Genomic DNA, 15,431 nt, shown 5'->3' with positions numbered 1-15,431 from the left:
TTAGCTCTAGTTATGCCACCATCGTTGAGGCAGCTTTCAGATCGACAGACACCAGCTGGCTGACGCCCTGTTCACCCATCGTGACGCCATACAAACGATCCATCCGTGACATGGTGACAGCATGGTGCGTGATGATCAGGAAGCGCGTATCAGTGCGGCGGGTCATTTCATCAAGCATGTCACAAAAGCGGGTGACGTTGGCATCATCCAGCGGTGCGTCAACCTCATCCAGCACACAGATCGGCGCAGGATTCGCAAGGAAGACCGCAAAAATAAGCGCCATCGCCGTGAGGGTTTGTTCGCCACCGGACAGCAGGCTCAGCGTGCTGAGTTTTTTGCCGGGGGGCTGGCACATAATCTCAAGTCCGGCGTCAAGCGGGTCATCGGATTCGACCAGAACCAGCTTTGCTTCGCCGCCACCGAACAAGTGTTTGAACAGGGTGCCGAACGATTCATTAACCTGTTCAAACGCGGTCAGCAGGCGTTCGCGGCCTTCTTTGTTCAGGCTCGCGATTCCGCTGCGCAGCGCGCGGATTGCATCGTCAAGGTCGGTCTTTTCGCGCGCCAGAAAATCGTGTTCCGTCTGTACTTCCTTGGCGTCTTCTTCGGCGCGCAGGTTCACAGCGCCCAGCGCATCGCGTTGGCGTTTCAAACGATTGACGTCGTTTTCAATCGCATCGGATGCCGGCATCTTGTCGGGATCAACGTCAAGCTGTTCGAGCAGGTTTTGCGGTGTCGCGTTCAACGCTTCATGAATGCGGGTCGCAGCGTAGTCTACGGTTTCTTTGGCGGCATCGGCACGGGCTTCTGATCTTGCGCGGGCTTCGCGGGCTTCTGACGCAGCGCGTTCGGCGTCGCGTTCGGCCATGGTTGCTTCGCGCAGGTTGGTTTCTGACAGGGCCAGCGTATCGGCGGCGTCTTTGCGCCGGTCGTCTGCTTCACCGATTGCATCGGCGAGTTCATCGCGTTTGGCGGCGATTTCATCGGGCGCAGTCATCGCTTCTTTCAGTTCATCTTGCGACGTTTCCTTGCGGTCTTGCAGCTCATCTGATCGTTTGTTCGCCGTCTCAAGGCGGTGTTTCCAGCCGCTGACTTCTTTGGTGATTTCTTGGCTGCGTTTGGTGCGGGCCTCGCCTGTCCGGCGGACCTCATCATAGCCAGACCGCTTTGACATCATCGTGATACGCGCCGCCTCGACGGTCATTTTGATGTCCTCGACGTGGCCGCGTGCCTCACTCAGATTGCCCAATCCCTTGAGTGTACCTTCGGCTTCGCTCAACGCACTTTGGGCCGACATCGCTTCTTCCTCATGGCGGGCCACAGCAAGACCGCTGGATTCCAGTTTTCCGTCCGCCAGAGTACGGTCCGCCTCAGCACGCGACAGCGCGCGGTTAGCATCGCCAACGGCCCCATCAGCGGCGCGGCGGGCATCGCGCGCGGCTTGATCGGCCTGCGCCAATTGCGCCAGACGTGTCGTGAGCATTTCGTGCGCTTGGCGCATGCCATCCGCCTTGGACGTCGCATCGTGCAGGTCTTTTTTCAGCCCTTCCAAGCGGTTAAGCTGTTGTAAGCGCAGCGCTGCTGCCGACGGCGCATCCTCAGCAGCGGCGCGAAACCCGTCCCAACGCCACAAATCACCCTCAATACTGACAAGCCGTTGACCGGGTGCGAGATCCTTTTGCAAGCGCGCGCCGTTGCTGGCATCAACGAGGCCCACCTGCCCCATTCGCCGCACAAGGACGTTGGGGACAGAGACATAGTTGGCCAGAGATTTAACGCCTTCGGGGAGGAGTTGCGGTTTCGCATAACCCGCAAGCGCCACCCAGCCGGACCCCATATCGGGCGTGACGGCAGGGGCTTTGAGGTCATCAGAAAGGGCCGCGCCAAGGGCCTTTTCGTAGCCGGAATCGACGCGCAACTGGTCAATGATTTGGGACCCTTCGGAGCTGTCGCGGTCCACGAGTTTGGCCAATGCGCCAGCTTCAGCGCGCAGGGCGTTTGCCTCACCTTCCGATTCTGATCGCAGGGCACGCGCGTCGGCCTCACGGTTTTGCGTATCGGCACGGGCGGCTTCGGCTTCGGCTAGGATGTCTTCGGCTTTATCAGCGGTTGCGCGTGCAACTAATTCGCTGGTTTTTGCCGCCTCAAAATCCTGCGCAGCTTTCGCGAGGGCCGCCGTGGCATCGGCGCGTGCAGCGATGGCACGCTGGGCTTCCGCCTCATTTTTCGCAAGCGTCTTTCGGTAATCATCAATGAGGCGTTGCGCGGATTGGTGACGCGCAGCCAGACGCGCCACGTCTTCTGTCATCTCCCCTAAAGTGGCTTCGCGATCCGCGAGGATTTGCGCCCCATCAGTGGACGCCACACGTGCATCTTCGAGACGGGCATCGTGCCCCGCACCCGCTTTGGCGATCTCATCGGCTTCCCATTCCAAACGGGCGATGGTTTCGCCTGCGTCTTTGTTCAAGCCAGCTTCGCGGTCCATATCTAGGGCAAGCTGTTCAATCCGGTTGGTGAGGACATCAATCGTCTGTTTGGCGCGGGCTTCTTGGTCGGCAAGCGTGTCACGCTGTACGTGAAGGCGTTGCAGGACGGCGGCGGCGATGGCTTCTTCTTCGCGCAAGGCAGGGAGGGCGTCTTCGGATGCTTGGCGGACTTTGGCAGACTGACGTGCGGCGGTTTCAGACGCCGCAGCGTCCGTGGTGCGGGTGCGCAATTGATCAGCTGCGGTAACACGGGCCTCATCCGCCTCTTTCCAGCGACGGTACAAAAGCAGGCCTTCGGATTGGCGCAACTCATCACCAATGGCGCGGTAGCGCGCGGCCTGACGTGCTTGACGTGCGAGCGCGGCGAGTTGCGTCGCCAGTTGTTCAATCACATCGTCCACACGGGCGAGGTTTTGTTCAGAGCCCTTGAGTTTCAATTCCGCTTCGTGGCGGCGTTGGTAGAGGCCGGAGATACCTGCTGCTTCTTCAAGGATACGACGGCGGGCTTTGGGTTTGGAATTGATCAGTTCGGCAATCTGACCTTGGCGCACCAGCGCGGGCGAATGGGCACCAGTGGACGCGTCGGCAAACAACATCTGTACATCGCGGGCGCGCACGTCTTTGACTCCAACCTTATAGGCGGACCCCACATCGCGGGTAATCCGGCGCACAATTTCAAGGTTATCTGCATCGTTGAACGCAGCAGGTGCAAGCCGTTCGGCATTATCAATCACCAACGAAACTTCTGCAAAATTGCGCGCTGGACGGGTCGCAGCACCCGCAAAAATTACGTCTTCCATGCCGCCGCCGCGCATGGCGGTGGGGCGGTTTTCGCCCATGACCCAACGCAACGCTTCGAGCAGATTTGATTTACCACACCCGTTCGGACCGACCACGCCTGTCAGCCCATCCTGAATGATCAGGTCGGTCGGGTCCACAAAGCTTTTGAAGCCATTAAGACGAAGGCGGGAAAACCGCATGTGCGCTGCTCGCGTTGATTCTGTAGATGTATTGTCGCCGCCTGTGCGCCGACGAGTCAACGCAGTCCTACCGGATATGCCCGGAACAAGCGGGTTATCCACAATATATTGCGGCTTTTCGCCTGTCTTAGTTTCAAAAATATCGCCGCTTCGGCGGATTTAGCCTATTTCAAATTTCACCTTTGAGGTTCCAGCAGAAAGCCAAGGCACGTCGGTTACGGCCTAAACACGCCGGAAACAGCCTTGACCGACCACGTCACAAGCCCCACAACAACAGGGCATGGTTCTATTTCTGTCCGGCCAAGCTGGACAGGGGATCAAATGGGAATGTGGTGCAGGCCGATCCATATAGGAGGCCAAATGCCACAGCCGCCCCCGCGACTGTAAGCGGTGAGTGTTCGTCCAATCCACTGGGAAACCGGGAAGGGGGCGAAGCGCACATTGACCCGCGAGCCAGGAGACCTGCCATGCGTATTGAAACCGACCCGTCGGGGATGACGGGACATAGGAGACGACACATGACGACAACAACACAAACCCGCGCAGATCTTTCATTGATGCCAATCGCATTCGCCACCCTTGCTGGCCTGATGTTGTTGTTCGCGTCTGGCTATGCACAAGCGTCCGTGCTGCATGGTGCAGCCCACGACCAGCGCCACGCCATGGCATTTCCCTGCCACTAAGCGTTAATACATAAAATTATGTCGGCTAAATTGCTGACCAGCGCTGTGTTCGCTGGCGTTGTTGCAGGGTTGATTGCCGCCCTGTTGCAATTTTATTTCGTTATTCCGACGCTGCTCGAAGGGGAGTTTTTCGAGTCCGGCGAGCGGATTCATTTTGTCACTGATGGATCGCCCCAAAGCGAACGCGGATCGCCCGGATTAGGGGGCGACTTTGGCCGCCATGCTATGACAGTCGGATTTAATATCGTGACCTATATTGGTTTCGGATTCTTGTTGCTGGCCGCAATGGCTATGACCGAGATGAAGGGCTTTACGACCATCACGGCCCGTAGCGGTATCATCTGGGGGCTGGGCGGGTTTATCGCCATTCAGTTGGCCCCTGCCATGGGGTTACCACCAGTTTTGCCCGGCACGATTGGCGCTGAAGTTGAAGCGCGTCAGGCGTGGTGGCTTGGCACCCTTATTGCGTCAGGTTTGGGGGTGTGGATGATCGCGTTTTTGCGTGGTCCTATCGCGCTGGTGGGTGTTGTTTTACTGGCCGCGCCGCAGTTTATTGGCGCGCCGCAGCTGGACACCTATTGGGGTGTGGCACCGCCAGAATTGTCTGCACAATTTGTGTCGTATAGTTTGGGCACGGCTGCTGTCGGTTGGACCTGTCTGGGTTTCTTCGCGGCATGGTTCTGGACCCGCGACAATGCCTAAGCCGGAATGCGCCCAACAAGGCAAAAGCGTAGGTTCCCCGCAGGCCGCGCATCCATGATTTGCCCGTCTGGGCTGGCGGCATACAGTTTGGCAAAAGCTTCGATGTCTTCGGGTGCATCGGGGTCAACGCCGGTAAAAAGATAGGCGGCTTTCCCCGTCGCGCGTACCGCTAGGCTGATCGGCTTGTCGCACACGTTCATGCAGTCGGTGGTTTCGACGGCAACGCGCCCGATCAGGGCTTTCGCCAAATCCGCACCGCCCGAACAGCCGGTGCATACGATGAAACGGTCGCCCTTTTCAGTAAAAGTGTCGGCCATCTGACTTTCCTTTCGGCCCCATCCGGGCCACACATTGGAACCACTTTATAAGGATACAATCCATGGCTGCCAAGATTCCTGCCACTGTTGTTACTGGTTTTCTCGGCGCGGGTAAAACCACGCTTATCCGGCACATGCTGGAAAACGCCAACGGCAAGCGCATCGCGCTGATCATCAACGAGTTTGGGGATCTGGGCGTTGATGGCGACATTCTGAAAGGCTGCGGCATTGAAACATGCAGCGAAGACGACGTCGTTGAATTGTCTAACGGATGTATCTGCTGCACGGTGGCGGACGAATTTATCCCGACGATGGAAATGCTGTTGGGCCGCGATAACCCGCCCGATCATATTGTGATTGAAACGTCTGGACTAGCGCTGCCGCAGCCGCTGGTGCGCGCGTTCAACTGGCCCGGGATTTCGACCCGTGTGACGGTAGATGGCGTGATTACAGTGGTGGACGGCAAGGCTGTGTCTGACGGACAATTCGCGCATAATGTCGCCGCCGTGGATGCCCAGCGCAAGCAGGATGAGAATTTGAACCACGAAACGCCGCTGTCCGAATTGTTTGAAGATCAGATTGCCTGCGCGGATATGATTGTCGTCAACAAGGCGGATTTGCTGGCGACCGGTGAAGCGGATCATCTGCGCGCTGTGCTGAAATCCGAAGCCCGCAAGGGTGTTCAGGTTGTGACCGCGACGATGGGCGCGTTGCCGGTTGAAATATTGCTCGGTCAGGGTGTCGGTGCTGAGGGCGATCTGGACGCGCGCCATGAGGTGCATCACCACCATGATGACCATCATGACGACCACCACGGGGATCATGAAGCTGGGCGCGAACACGCGCACGGCCATGACGAGTTTGAGAGCTTTGTGGTTGAATTGGGCGAAATCGAGGATGCCATTGCGTTCGCAGAAAGGGTCGCCGATGTGATCCGTGCCCATGATATTTTGCGCCTCAAGGGGTTTGCGGCGATCAGCGGCAAACCGATGCGTCTGACGTTGCAGGCTGTTGGGCCGCGCGTGGACACGTATTTCGACCGACCGTTTGGCACTGCCCCGCGCATGACGCGGCTGGTTGTCATCGGTCAGGCGGGCCTGAAACAGGCGGAGATCGAAGCCGCCTTAAAAGCCGGATAAGCCTATGATTGCGGTTGAGGCAGGCGATCCGTTTGACCCCCAAGCCCGCGCATTGCTTGAGGCGAGCCATGCGCTGATGCAAAGCCTGTTTCCGGCTGAGGAGAACTATTTTCTCAGCCTTGAGGCTTTGTGCGCGGACGACATTCATTTCTTCACCGCACGGCGCGGTGATGTGATTGTCGGCGTTGGCGCTGTGGCGGATCACGGTACGTACGGCGAACTGAAATCGATGTTTGTTGAAAAAGCGTCACGTGGCCAAGGGGTGATCGACGCGATCATGCGCCAGATCGAAGACCACGCGCGCGGCTTGGGACTGGCGATGTTGCGTTTGGAAACCGGATCGCTTCTGCACGCGGCACACAATGTTTATGCGCGCCACGGGTTCACAATTTGTGGCCCGTTTGGCGACTACCAAGACGCGGAATTCTCAATCTTTATGGAAAAAGCGCTGTGAAATTACTCTTTCGTCTTCTCAGCGTTGGCCTTCATCTTGGCAAGAAGCTCTTCCTTGGTCGGGCGCCTGTTGGACGGGTTTTTGCCGCCGAAGGCGTTGTGTTCTTCGTGGCGCGGCTGACCTTTCGGGCCTTTGGGCGCGCCGGAGGCTTTATAATCCATACTTATTCTCCTGTTTGTAAAGGCTTTAGCTGATGCATTTGTTGGCGGCAACTCCGGGTGCGATTGATGACGGTAAAGAACCCGTTGATCTGGGGCAAACGCCTGCGGATATAGTGGTTATTTCTGCGGCCGATACGGAATTGGCGGCGCTGTCTGCGGCGCGCGGTGAAATGGCTGAGCCACCGACCCTACGGCTGGCCAGCATGATGCACCTGATACATCCAATGTCGGTAGATTTGCATCTGGACACCTGCGCGACCAAGTCACGGTTGGTGATCGTGCGATGTTTGGGCGGCGTTGGATATTGGAAATATGGAGTTGAACAATACGCCGCGCGGCTTCGGGCTGCGGGCGTGCCTTTGGCGCTGCTGCCCGGTGACGACAAGCTAGACGAAGAATTGCGCGCGCTGTCCACGGTGGCGGATGCCGATTACAACGCACTTTGGTCCTATCTGGTCGAAGGCGGTCCCGAAAATTCGACGAATTTCTTGGCCTTTGCAAAGGCCATGTTGGATGGTGGCGACGCGCCGGAATCTGCGCGGCCATTGCTGAAGGCCGGCGTGTACTGGCCCGGTGCGGGCATTTCTGAACTAGTTACGGCGCGGCGGGATTGGACGGATGGGGCCCCTGTTGTTCCGATTATTTTCTATCGTGCCTTGGTGCAGGGTGCAGGGCTGAACCCGATCAACCGGCTTGTTAAATCGCTCCTGCGCGTGGGGATGAATCCACTGCCCGTCTTTGTGGCGTCCCTGAAAGATCCACTGTCGCAAGCAACGTTGGAACACCTGTTCACTGACGCGCCACCCGCCGTGATCCTGAATTGCACAAGCTTTGCGGTTGGATCGCCCCATTCCGGCGACAACGCGACGCTGAACCCATTGGCGGCGCCTTTCACCAATTGTGCCCCAGTGTTTCAGGTGGTTTTGGCGGGTTCGTCAGAAGACGCTTGGTCTGAGGGTTTGGCGGGCTTGTCCGCGCGCGACATCGCGATGAATGTGGCGCTGCCCGAGGTCGATGGCCGCGTGTTGTCGCGTGCCATCAGTTTCAAAGGTGAGGCCTATTTCGATACGGCGACCGAATGCCCTATCGCCACGTACCGCGCCGTCGGCGACCGCGTGACGTTTGTCGCGGACCTTGCGGCGAAGTGGGCCAAGCTGCGCGGCGTACCGGAGGCAGATAAGAAGGTCGCTTTGGTGTTGGCCAACTATCCCAACAAGGACGGGAGGCTGGCCAATGGTGTAGGTCTGGATACGCCCGCCGCAACGGTCCATGTTTTGGGGCTGCTGGCTGCGCAGGGCTACGACACCAAGGCCCCTGCCGACGCGCAGGCACTGATGGACGCGATGATGGCGGGGCCAACGAACTGGCTGACGGATCGGGCAGATCGGGCGGGTGGAGAGGTTCTGCCGCTTGCGGTCTACAAACAGCATTTCGATATGCTTCCTTACACCGTCAGACAACAAATAACGGACCGTTGGGGCGCGCCTGAGAACGATCCTTTTTTACGGACCGACGGATTTGCGTTATCGATCAATCGCTACGGCAAGGCCGTCGTCGCGCTGCAGCCGGCGCGCGGGTATAATATTGACCCCACAGATACCTATCATTCGCCTGATTTGGTGCCGCCGCACAACTATCTGGCGTTCTATTTCTGGCTGCGTCACTACTGGGGGGCGGATGCGATTGTGCATATGGGCAAGCACGGAAATCTGGAATGGTTACCAGGCAAAGCCACCGCGTTGAGCGAGACCTGTTGGCCCGAGGTCGTGTTGGGAACCACACCGCACATCTATCCGTTTATTGTCAACGACCCCGGTGAAGGCACGCAGGCGAAACGCCGAGCGGCGGCCGTGATTATTGACCACCTGACACCACCACTGACACGGGCCGAGAGCTATGGGCCACTGCGCGATCTGGAAGCTTTGGTTGACGAATACTACGAGGCGGCGGGCGTTGATCCGCGTCGGATAGACCTGCTGCGGCGTGAGATTTTGTCATTGTCGGAGGTGACAGGTCTTGGACAGGATGCGGGTTTTGCAGGCGATGAAGACGGCGATCTGGCGAAACTGGATGCGTATTTATGTGAGCTGAAAGAGGCGCAAATTCGCGATGGGCTGCATGTGTTCGGGCAATCACCCGTTGGCACGTTGGAGCGTGATTTGGCGATTGCGCTGGCGCGGGTGCCGCGCGGTGACGGGACTGGACATGATGCATCTTTGTTGCGTGCGCTGGCGGTTGATTTGGGGTTGGGGTTTGACCCGCTGGATTGTGACATGGCGGCATCAGCAGCCGAAAAGCCCCACGTTTTGACACCCGTGAGCGAGGATACATGGCGCACCCTTGGCGATACAGTCGAGCGGTTGGAGCTGTTTTCGCAGGATATCCTTGACGGCAAACGCGAAGCCGCTGGCCCGAGATCGCAAGAGGTCGTTGTGGAAATTATGCAGACTATTTTGCCTGTTGTGCGCAGGTGCGGCCCGCGCGAAGGGGCGGGGCTTCTCAGCGCGCTTGCGGGACATTTTATTGCCCCAGCGCCATCCGGCGCGCCGACCCGCGGACGTTTGGATGTGCTGCCAACCGGTGGGAATTTCTATTCCGTCGATGCCCGCGCCGTACCAACGCCGACGGCATGGAAACTGGGTTGGAAATCCGCGAATCTGCTGATTGAAAAGCACCTTCAGGATCACGGTGACTGGCCGCGCGCGATGCTGATCACCGCGTGGGGCACAGCGAATATGCGCACCGGTGGCGATGATATTGCGCAAGCGATGGCATTGATGGGCGTGAAACCTAAATGGGACGCCGCGAACCGCCGTGTCACTGGGTTTGAAGTTCTGCCAGAGGGCGTTTTGGGGCGACCGCGCGTCGATGTCACCTTGCGGATCAGCGGATTTTTTCGTGACGCATTCCCGCAGTTGATCGCGCTGTTTGATAGCGCAGCGAAGGCTGTTCAGGCCCTGGACGAGAGTGCAGATCAGAACCCCGCCGCAGCACGGACCAAAGCGGGTGAAGCGACGGCACGGGTTTATGGATCAAAGCCCGGTGCCTATGGCGCGGGCCTGCAGGCGATGATTGATGAAAAGCTGTGGGGCAATCGCGACGATCTTGCAGATGCCTACCTCGAATGGGGCGGATACGCCTACGCCGCGGGCGCTGAAGGCGTGCGGGATCGCATCGGATTTGAGGCGCGTTTGGGTCAGGTCGACGCGATTGTGCAGAACCAAGACAACCGCGAGCATGATGTCTTGGACAGCGACGATTATTATCAGTTTGAGGGTGGCGCGGCGGCAGCGGTTGCCAGTCTTCAAGGGCGCGACAGACCAATTTATCACAACGACCATTCGCGCCCCGAACGCCCGGTTATTCGCACGTTGGAAGATGAGATCGGGCGCGTGGTCCGGTCGCGCGTGGTGAACCCGAAATGGATCGCGGGCGTCAAACGGCACGGCTATAAAGGTGCGTTCGAGATGGCGGCAACTGTGGATTACTTGTTCGCGTTTGCGGCAACTACGGGTGCTGTGCGCAACCACCATTTCGACCTCGTCGAAGAGGCGTATCTAGCAGATGACGATACGCGCGAATTCATCGCAGAGCACAACGCCCCTGCCCTGCGTGAAATGGCGCAGCGGTTGCAAGAAGCGATGGATCGCGGCCTTTGGGTTCCTAAAAGCAATTCGGCGCGGGCCCGAATCGGTAATCTAATCGGGGGTCTTTTGGACTGACCGCTGACCCGATGAAATCCGCTTTTACGCCGCACTTTTGGATCATACGCAGGCGTTCTTCCCACACGAACATTATCATCGGGCGGAGCGGCTGCATTAGGCAGCGCCAAGCGATGAATTACCCAAGAATGAAGGCACGATTTCTAAATTTAAAGGCGAAGGAGACGGTCCGCCACAAACTTGACGCCGCGTTTTCCACGCCGTCAGGTCTTTAAGAAATATACTCGTGAACAAAATACAGACCACCCCCTTCTGCAGCCAAAAATTCCAGCTGGTTCTTCAATAGTTAACGGTAGAATAATATTAATCCAGTCATTTTTAAATATGAATTTTTGGTGGTTCCTTTTTTAGCAAATTGATTGTAGCTGGCTGCTGTCACTTTAATGCAATCTCAAATAGGTTGCTAGAGGGAAGAAATAGGATAACTCATTATGAAACTAATTAAATTTTCAGTATTTGCTGTGCTGGCCGCAACTTCTTAGGCTCAAGATTGAAGTGCGACACCTGCCGCTGAGAGCGGCATAGGATGTTGCTATGGAAAGCCACTACAAACGCCTGAACGCCGAGGAACGAGGCGTAATCTTTGCAGAACATCAACGTGGCTCGAGCCTGCGTGAGATTGGCCGCCTTCTGGGGAGGCATCATGGCACCATCGGGCATGAATTGAAGCGGGGCGGCGCGTCCGATAGCTACGACCCCCAAGAGGCGCGGCGTGCTCATGATATGGCACAACGGCGCTCTGGTCGGCGGCGGAAGCTGGCCCCTGGTGCCCCGTTTTATGATTGGGTGCGCAACCGTCTGATCTATTGGTGCTGGTCGCCAGAGCAGATCGCAGCCAGATTACGGCTCATGCATCCAGATGATCTCAGTCAGCGCATTTGCCACGAAGCGATCTATGCTGCGATCTACGCTCAGCCACGTGGCGGATTGAAGGCGCTGATGATTGAGGCGCTGCGGCGGGCCAAACCAAAACGCGGTGCTCAAAGCACCAGCTTAGCGGGCTCCGCTATGGTGCCGGAAACGTTGCGTATTATCCATCGTCCCGAAGACATCGAGGCACGTCTGGTTCCTGGCCACTGGGAAGGAGACTTGATTAAGGGGGCTTTCAATCGCTCAGCGATAGGTACGGTGGTGGAACGCAAGACGCGCTGGGGAAAGGGGAAGCACACCCCTCATTGGATTTGTGCAACAAAGCCTCGTGGAGGTATTCACGCCGAGCAAAGAAGCGGAATTCTTCGACCTATTAACGCGCGCAATGCGAGAATTCGACTGACGTTGCTCCGCTCCTTCTGACATCAGCGTTGTCCGAATTTGAGTTCGAAACGGATCCTGCGAACCACCAGAATTGATTTGGACTACAGAGCTTAGCTTGCTGTGAATGCTGGCAACGTGATCGTCGAGCTTTGTGAGCAGTTGCTATTTTTACATGCAAAAATCCTACGTTGTTCCCGCGAGATGAACCAGATTGCCAAGCGTGAGAAACTCGTTGGACCGCTTCAAACCATTCCGGGTGTCGGGCCGATGCCGAAGTGATCGCCGCCACTGTCGCCGGAATGCCCGACAGCCTCGGCGGCATCCGCATGGCGATCTACGTCGCCGAACTTGCGCGCACCGGGCTGACGCCCGACTGGTTGCCCGGCGTCGTGCCACGCCGCGTGCCGGTGGAGACCATGCGGCGTAAATGACGAATTCCTCCTCGCCACAACCGCCCAAAACCGCCGCAAACTAGCCAAGATCCTTCCTGCACCGCAGCAAATGCGCAAAGCGTGATAGGAAAAGCGCTCACGGCCTGTTCGACGCCCAACTTTCTGCACCAGCAACACCGTGTTTTTCGACAAAATCGGCGGCAAGCATGCGTAATTGGGCAGCCTTTCGCTTTTGGGCCGAGCTCCCACTAAGATCACAGCATAGCTGTGAACAAGGGAGATAGATAATGGAATACTATGCTGGATTAGATGTGTCATTGCGATCCTGTGCACTTTGCATTGTTGATGGCAAAGGAACGGTGCTGTTCGAGCGAGAGCTGCCTTGTGAGGTCGGTGATATCGCTGAATGCCTTTTGGAATTTCCACATCCGATTGAACGTGTTGGCTTTGAGGCTGGATCGATGAGTCAGCATCTTTTCTTTGGCCTGACCGGTGAAGGTTTTGATGTTGTCTGCATGGAGGCACGCCAAGTGAGTGCTGCTCTGTCAGCGATGAGGAATAAGACCGACAAAACAGATGCACGAGGTATCGCGCAAATATTACGCACAGGCTGGTTTAGTCCCGTCCATATGAAAAGTCGTGAGGCTCATGGCCTACGCGCGTTGCTCAGCACGCGTAAGACGCTCCTAAAGAAGACGATTGATCTAGCCAATGAAGTGCGTGGATTACTGAAGGTTTTTGGAGTCCGCCTCCCAAAACTGTGAAGCATGGTAGCTTCGACAGCGTTGTACGGCCCATGATCGAGATCGATGATGTTCTGGCACATGCTCTCGTGCCATTGCTCGATGCGAGGGCCGTTTTGTATCAACATTATTTGGAACTAGATCGGCGCGTTAAGAGGGCAGCCAGTCAAGATGATGTCTGCATGAAATTGATGACTATTCCTGGCGTCGGCCCTATCGCTGCGTTGAGCTTTAAATCGGCGGTTGATGATCCAACCCGTTTTAAACGATCCCGCACCGTTGGCGCATATTTTGGGCTTACACCGCGAAGATATCAGTCAGGAGAGCATGACAATCCAGGGCGGATATCCAAGTCTGGGGATCGAGACGTGCGGGCCGTTCTATATGCAGCTGCCAATGCGCTGCTTATGCGAACGATGGCAAGCTCCCAGATTAAATCTTGCGCTGCCCGGCAGGCGATGCCTGCATCGCTGAGAGGGGGCATGCGATTGATGCGCACCAAAGGACGTCGCCGCGCCGTCGTTGCTGTCGCACGTAAGTTGGCCGTCCTAATGCACCGCTGTTGGATCGATGGCTCAGAATTCCGTCAGGACCAAGTGGGAGGCATGGCATGAACTAAAACGCCAACCCACAATCCTAACGGGGTCGTCCCTCACCGGACGAGGTTCGTGCCCTCTCGGGCATGTAAACATGCCCTGCCTGGTAATAGAAGAAGCCGAAAAGGTCTGCTGCGCATCTTGAAGCGCGCCGGAAAGCGGGGCTCTCAGAGGTGGTCCCAGTAATTCGACCAGTTTGCGGCCAACTTAAGGTGGATCAGGGTTTCATTTAGGCTGCTGATCTCATTGGTTCTATTTTTCTGTCATAGGCTTCATCTGGGGTCAATATTCCGTGCGTGGAATGTGGCCGTTCTGCGTTGTAGTACGCAATCCATTTTTCAATCCCGGCGCGTGTTTCTGAACCGGTTTCAAATGCATTGAGATAGATGCATTCATATTTCAGGGAGCGCCAAAGTCGTTCGATCATCCGGTTGTCCGTTGCCCGGCAGTGGTTTGCTCGCAAACCATGAGAGGGGGGCCAGCGACCTTTACCGTCCATGCACTGCCCGGCAGCGCATGTTTACATGCGTGAGAGGGGATATCCTTACGTCCGCATCCTTCAGTGCATTTATCCATTCAAAGCCAGTGAACTGACTGCCCTGATCCGTTGCCCGGCAGGGTTATGCGCAGCATGATCCCGAGAGGGGCTGTTCATTATCGCTGGTTTCCCATATTTTGCGATGGCCTCTTTCAGGGCTTCAACGCAAAAGTCAGCCTCCCACTGCCCGGCAGTGGTTTGCAAAGCAAACCGTGAGAGGGATGCTGTTTGACAAACGCCAACTGATAACTTTACGGCTGAACCAGTCCACTCCTCTCGGCGTTTGCTACGCAAAAGCCTGCCGGGCAAAGGATCGCGACCAGATACAGAAATCCGCGCCGCCTCGCTGCCCGGCAGTTGATTGCAAAGCAATCAATGAGAGGGGGAATGTAGGTAATATCAACGCACCAGACCTGATTTGGCCGATCAATCGTCAGCCCCCGAAGCAGGTAAGGATAAATCTTATGCTGGGGGTGTTTCTTGCTCGTGTTTGGCGTCTGATAAATAGGAACCAATCGCATCAGGCGGCGAACGCGATGGCGACCCCATGTGTGACCATGACGCTGCATGTGTCGTGCCATTCACTGCCCGGCAGTGCATACGGAGTATGCATGAGAGGGTGCCGAGATCCATACCATGGCGTTTCCAAGAACTGCTTGTCGATCAATTCCATGAACCGCAGGTTCTCAGCACTCTCGCCTTTTGGAGCGTAATACAGATTTGAACGTGCCAGCGACAGCATCTGGCATTGCCGCCGCACGCTGACCTTCGGATGGTTTCTTTCAATGCACATCTGCCTGCGATCCTTGCTCAACGATCCCAGGCGCGTTTCAAAAAATCGCGCTCCACCACCAACTGACCAATCGTGGAATGAAGTTTGTCTATCGCGGCGTCATCGACCTGCGCTGGATCACCGCCTCGTTTAGAAAACCCCGCAGCCATATTCTTAATCGCGGCGCGCTTCCAAGTCCCAATCTGCGTAGCCTCTCAGTGTTTGCAAGCAAACACCTGCCGGTAATAGATGCACGCCGTATTTTTTCGATAACTCCGCCATTGTCATTTCTTCGCAGATCGCTTCAAGCGCAACCTTGGCCTTGAAATCCCCCTCTCATCGTTTGCGAGCAAACAACTGCCGAGCAGTGGGACGAATGGTTCTTTCGTTTCGTCATTTTGGATCATCTCTTTCACAAGTTGATCCACCTTAACTACTGGCCCGAATTCCCGCGACCACCTCTCTAGCCCCCCTCTCACACATGCAAGCATG

At 56.8% G+C, this 15,431-nt stretch carries 12 protein-coding genes, 2 pseudogenes and 1 riboswitch; of the genes and pseudogenes, 8 read left to right on the top strand and 6 right to left on the bottom strand.

Annotation, left to right across the window (positions count from 1 at the left end):
* Nucleotides 1–10 precede the first annotated feature (10 nt).
* The gene (gene smc, locus OAN307_RS01375) at nucleotides 11–3,466 is read right to left on the bottom strand and encodes a chromosome segregation protein SMC (protein WP_015498085.1); all 3,456 of its coding nucleotides are present in this window, start codon (nucleotides 3,464–3,466) and stop codon (nucleotides 11–13) included.
* A 264-nt stretch (nucleotides 3,467–3,730) separates the two neighbouring features.
* Nucleotides 3,731–3,950: riboswitch (cobalamin riboswitch) on the top strand.
* A 34-nt stretch (nucleotides 3,951–3,984) separates the two neighbouring features.
* Between smc and OAN307_RS01370 the strand changes: the two genes are divergently transcribed.
* Together OAN307_RS01370 and OAN307_RS01365 are read left to right on the top strand one after the other, a co-directional pair.
* A complete protein-coding gene (locus OAN307_RS01370; RefSeq protein WP_044043010.1) occupies nucleotides 3,985–4,149 on the top strand; it encodes a CbtB domain-containing protein in 165 nt (54 codons plus the stop codon).
* Nucleotides 4,150–4,167: 18 nt separating this feature from the next.
* Nucleotides 4,168–4,851 (top strand): CbtA family protein, encoded by a 684-nt coding sequence (locus tag OAN307_RS01365; protein WP_015498083.1) that lies wholly within the window; start codon nucleotides 4,168–4,170, stop codon nucleotides 4,849–4,851.
* Here OAN307_RS01365 and OAN307_RS01360 read toward each other — a convergent pair.
* Nucleotides 4,848–5,168: a DUF1636 family protein gene (locus tag OAN307_RS01360; protein WP_015498082.1), complete on the bottom strand. Its 321-nt coding sequence runs from the start codon at nucleotides 5,166–5,168 to the stop codon at nucleotides 4,848–4,850. The genes OAN307_RS01365 and OAN307_RS01360 overlap by 4 nt on opposite strands.
* Before the next feature lie 62 nt (nucleotides 5,169–5,230).
* Here OAN307_RS01360 and cobW point away from each other — a divergent pair, with 62 nt between their 5' ends.
* Nucleotides 5,231–6,307, top strand: a complete 1,077-nt coding sequence (gene cobW / locus OAN307_RS01355) for a cobalamin biosynthesis protein CobW (protein WP_015498081.1) — start codon at nucleotides 5,231–5,233, stop codon at nucleotides 6,305–6,307.
* Nucleotides 6,308–6,311: 4 nt separating this feature from the next.
* On the top strand, nucleotides 6,312–6,761 hold the full coding sequence (locus OAN307_RS01350; protein WP_015498080.1) for a GNAT family N-acetyltransferase: 450 nt from the start codon (nucleotides 6,312–6,314) through the stop codon (nucleotides 6,759–6,761).
* Nucleotides 6,762–6,763: 2 nt separating this feature from the next.
* Here OAN307_RS01350 and OAN307_RS28715 read toward each other — a convergent pair whose 3' ends face one another.
* Complete coding sequence (locus OAN307_RS28715) at nucleotides 6,764–6,922, bottom strand: hypothetical protein (protein ID WP_044043008.1); 159 nt, start codon at nucleotides 6,920–6,922, stop codon at nucleotides 6,764–6,766.
* A 32-nt stretch (nucleotides 6,923–6,954) separates the two neighbouring features.
* Here OAN307_RS28715 and cobN point away from each other — a divergent pair, with 32 nt between their 5' ends.
* Together cobN and OAN307_RS01335 are read left to right on the top strand one after the other, a co-directional pair.
* Nucleotides 6,955–10,644 carry a cobaltochelatase subunit CobN gene (gene cobN / locus OAN307_RS01340; RefSeq protein ID WP_015498079.1) on the top strand — a complete coding sequence of 1,230 codons (3,690 nt, stop codon included), beginning with the start codon at nucleotides 6,955–6,957 and terminating at the stop codon, nucleotides 10,642–10,644.
* A 534-nt stretch (nucleotides 10,645–11,178) separates the two neighbouring features.
* A pseudogene (locus OAN307_RS01335) lies at nucleotides 11,179–11,796 on the top strand (IS30 family transposase); the annotation flags it as partial.
* A gap of 344 nt (nucleotides 11,797–12,140) precedes the next feature.
* Here OAN307_RS01335 and OAN307_RS27600 read toward each other — a convergent pair.
* Nucleotides 12,141–12,377, bottom strand: coding sequence for a hypothetical protein (locus tag OAN307_RS27600; protein WP_144055476.1), 237 nt, complete (start codon nucleotides 12,375–12,377; stop codon nucleotides 12,141–12,143).
* A gap of 200 nt (nucleotides 12,378–12,577) precedes the next feature.
* On the opposite strand from OAN307_RS27600, the gene OAN307_RS29580 reads away from it, so the two are divergent.
* A complete protein-coding gene (locus OAN307_RS29580) occupies nucleotides 12,578–13,054 on the top strand; it encodes an IS110 family transposase (protein WP_245540953.1) in 477 nt (158 codons plus the stop codon).
* 32 nt (nucleotides 13,055–13,086) lie between these two features.
* On the top strand, nucleotides 13,087–13,647 hold the full coding sequence (locus OAN307_RS29575; protein ID WP_245540952.1) for a transposase: 561 nt from the start codon (nucleotides 13,087–13,089) through the stop codon (nucleotides 13,645–13,647).
* Nucleotides 13,648–13,858: 211 nt separating this feature from the next.
* Here OAN307_RS29575 and OAN307_RS31080 read toward each other — a convergent pair.
* A pseudogene (locus tag OAN307_RS31080) lies at nucleotides 13,859–14,508 on the bottom strand (transposase); the annotation flags it as partial.
* A 179-nt stretch (nucleotides 14,509–14,687) separates the two neighbouring features.
* Nucleotides 14,688–14,960, bottom strand: coding sequence for a hypothetical protein (locus tag OAN307_RS31075; RefSeq protein WP_015501032.1), 273 nt, complete (start codon nucleotides 14,958–14,960; stop codon nucleotides 14,688–14,690).
* Nucleotides 14,961–15,431 lie beyond the last annotated feature (471 nt).

The sequence above is a fragment of the Octadecabacter antarcticus 307 genome (genome assembly GCF_000155675.2).
Lineage (GTDB): Bacteria > Pseudomonadota > Alphaproteobacteria > Rhodobacterales > Rhodobacteraceae > Octadecabacter > Octadecabacter antarcticus.
The sequence above is the reverse complement of the archived record's forward strand: the minus strand, read 5'-3'. Positions and strand labels throughout refer to the sequence as shown.

What these genes read in the sequence shown, in the direction of transcription:
- cobN (WP_015498079.1), top strand. Translation starts at nt 6,955, where the DNA reads ATGCATTTGTTGGCGGCAACTCCGGGTGCGATTGATGACGGTAAAGAA.
- OAN307_RS31075 (WP_015501032.1), bottom strand. Translation starts at nt 14,960, where the DNA reads ATGTGCATTGAAAGAAACCATCCGAAGGTCAGCGTGCGGCGGCAATGC.
- OAN307_RS29575 (WP_245540952.1), top strand. Translation starts at nt 13,087, where the DNA reads ATGATCGAGATCGATGATGTTCTGGCACATGCTCTCGTGCCATTGCTC.
- cobW (WP_015498081.1), top strand. Translation starts at nt 5,231, where the DNA reads ATGGCTGCCAAGATTCCTGCCACTGTTGTTACTGGTTTTCTCGGCGCG.
- smc (WP_015498085.1), bottom strand. Translation starts at nt 3,466, where the DNA reads ATGCGGTTTTCCCGCCTTCGTCTTAATGGCTTCAAAAGCTTTGTGGAC.
- OAN307_RS28715 (WP_044043008.1), bottom strand. Translation starts at nt 6,922, where the DNA reads ATGGATTATAAAGCCTCCGGCGCGCCCAAAGGCCCGAAAGGTCAGCCG.
- OAN307_RS01360 (WP_015498082.1), bottom strand. Translation starts at nt 5,168, where the DNA reads ATGGCCGACACTTTTACTGAAAAGGGCGACCGTTTCATCGTATGCACC.
- OAN307_RS01365 (WP_015498083.1), top strand. Translation starts at nt 4,168, where the DNA reads ATGTCGGCTAAATTGCTGACCAGCGCTGTGTTCGCTGGCGTTGTTGCA.
- OAN307_RS01370 (WP_044043010.1), top strand. Translation starts at nt 3,985, where the DNA reads ATGACGACAACAACACAAACCCGCGCAGATCTTTCATTGATGCCAATC.
- OAN307_RS29580 (WP_245540953.1), top strand. Translation starts at nt 12,578, where the DNA reads ATGGAATACTATGCTGGATTAGATGTGTCATTGCGATCCTGTGCACTT.
- OAN307_RS01350 (WP_015498080.1), top strand. Translation starts at nt 6,312, where the DNA reads ATGATTGCGGTTGAGGCAGGCGATCCGTTTGACCCCCAAGCCCGCGCA.